1 protein-coding gene and 2 pseudogenes are annotated in these 1639 nt (G+C 66.0%); all 3 read right to left on the reverse strand.

Features of this window, described 5'->3' with window-relative positions:
- Positions 1-140: pseudogene (locus tag EH240_RS36865) on the reverse strand (succinate--CoA ligase subunit alpha); the annotation flags it as partial.
- A gap of 14 nt (positions 141-154) precedes the next feature.
- Positions 155-1339, reverse strand: a complete 1185-nt coding sequence (locus tag EH240_RS36870; protein WP_125007229.1) for a malate--CoA ligase subunit beta — start codon at positions 1337-1339, stop codon at positions 155-157.
- Positions 1340-1359: 20 nt separating this feature from the next.
- Positions 1360-1639 (reverse strand): annotated as a pseudogene (locus tag EH240_RS36875) (CoA ester lyase); the annotation flags it as partial.

Raw genomic sequence — 1639 nt, forward strand, 5'->3', positions numbered from 1 at the left:
GTCTGGCCGCCCTTGCCGGGGGTGACGCCGCCGACCAGCTTGGTGCCGTAGCGCTTCATGTCCTCGGCATGGAAGCTGCCGATCTTGCCGGTAAAACCCTGGACGATGACGCGGGTGCTGCGGTTGAGCAGGATTGCCATTTTCTCGACCTCCCTCAGGCTGCTTTTTTCTTGGTCGCCGCGCGCCAGGCGGCGACGGCCTTCTCGGCGGCTTCGGCCAGCGTGTCGGCGACGATCACCTTCTCGCCGGAATCGGCCAGGATGCGACGCCCTTCCTCGACCTTGGTGCCGGAGAGCCGCACCACCAGCGGCACGTCGACCCCGACCTCGCGGATCGCCTTGATCACACCCTCGGCGACCCAATCGCAGCGGTTGATGCCGGCAAAGATGTTGACCAGTATGGCCTCGACTTGTCTGTCGCCGAGCACGGCGCGGAAGGATTTCGCCACCCGCTCGGGCGAAGCGCCGCCGCCGATGTCGAGAAAATTGGCCGGCTCGCCGCCGGCGATCTTGATCATGTCCATCGTCGCCATGGCGAGCCCGGCGCCGTTGATGATGCAGCCGATGTTGCCGTCCAGTCCGACATAGGAGAGGCCGCGGTCGCTGGCGAACGTTTCGCGCGGGTCTTCCTGGCTCTTGTCGCGCAGTTCGGAGATTTCCGGCCGGCGGAACAGCGCGTTCTCGTCGAATGACATTTTTGCGTCGAGCGCGACGAGGTTGCCGTCGCGGGTCACCACCAGCGGATTGATCTCCAGCATCGAGGCGTCGTAGTCGCGGAACACCTGGTAGCAGCCCATGATCGTCTCGGTGGCCTTGCCGATCAGATTGCTTTCAAGCCCGAGGCCGAAGGCGATCTCACGCGCCTGGAACTGCTGCATGCCGACGCCGGGATCGACGGTGGCGCGGATGATCGAACCCGGCGCCTCCTCGACGATGTCCTCGATTTCCATGCCGCCGGCGGCCGACGCCACGATCATGACGCGCTCTTTCTTCCGGTCGAGCACGAAGCCGAGATAGAGTTCCTGCGCGATGTCGACCGCTTCCTCGAGATAGAGGCGCGAGATCAGCTTGCCGCGCGGGCCGGTCTGCTGGGTCACCAGCTTGCGCCCGAGCATGGCTTCGGCCGCGTTAGAGATCTCCTCGTCATTGGAGCAGAGCTTGATGCCGCCGGCCTTGCCGCGCGCGCCGGAATGAACCTGCGCCTTCAGCACCCATTTCGAGCCGCCGATCTCGCGCGCCCGGTAGGTCGCCTGCTCGGGGCTATAGGCGAGGCCGCCGCGCGGCACATGCACGCCGTGACGGGCGAGCAGTTCTTTGGCCTGGTATTCGTGAATGTCCATTTTTTTCCTCCCGAAAACTCTCAGTGCGTCGCCTGTGGCTGGCCGGCGCGCTCGATCGCCTCGCTCACCACCAGCACGTTGCGCGCCATGCGCTCGGACGCCGCGTCGATCATCTTGCCGTCGAGCGCAGCAGCGCCCTTGCCGAGCGCCTCCGCTTCCTTCAGCACTTCGAGGATGCGGCGGGCGCGCGCGACCTCCTTTTCCGGCGGCGAGAACACGTCGTTGGCCAAAGCGATCTGCGACGGGTGGATCGCCCATTTGCCTTCGATGCCGAGCGCCGCGGCGCGCCTTGCGGCCGCC

Source organism: Mesorhizobium tamadayense, from assembly GCF_003863365.1.
GTDB lineage: Bacteria > Pseudomonadota > Alphaproteobacteria > Rhizobiales > Rhizobiaceae > Mesorhizobium > Mesorhizobium tamadayense.

Bases quoted from the DNA above. Each gene is read 5' to 3' on its own strand.
- EH240_RS36870 (WP_125007229.1), bottom strand. From the start codon at position 1,339: ATGGACATTCACGAATACCAGGCCAAAGAACTGCTCGCCCGTCACGGC.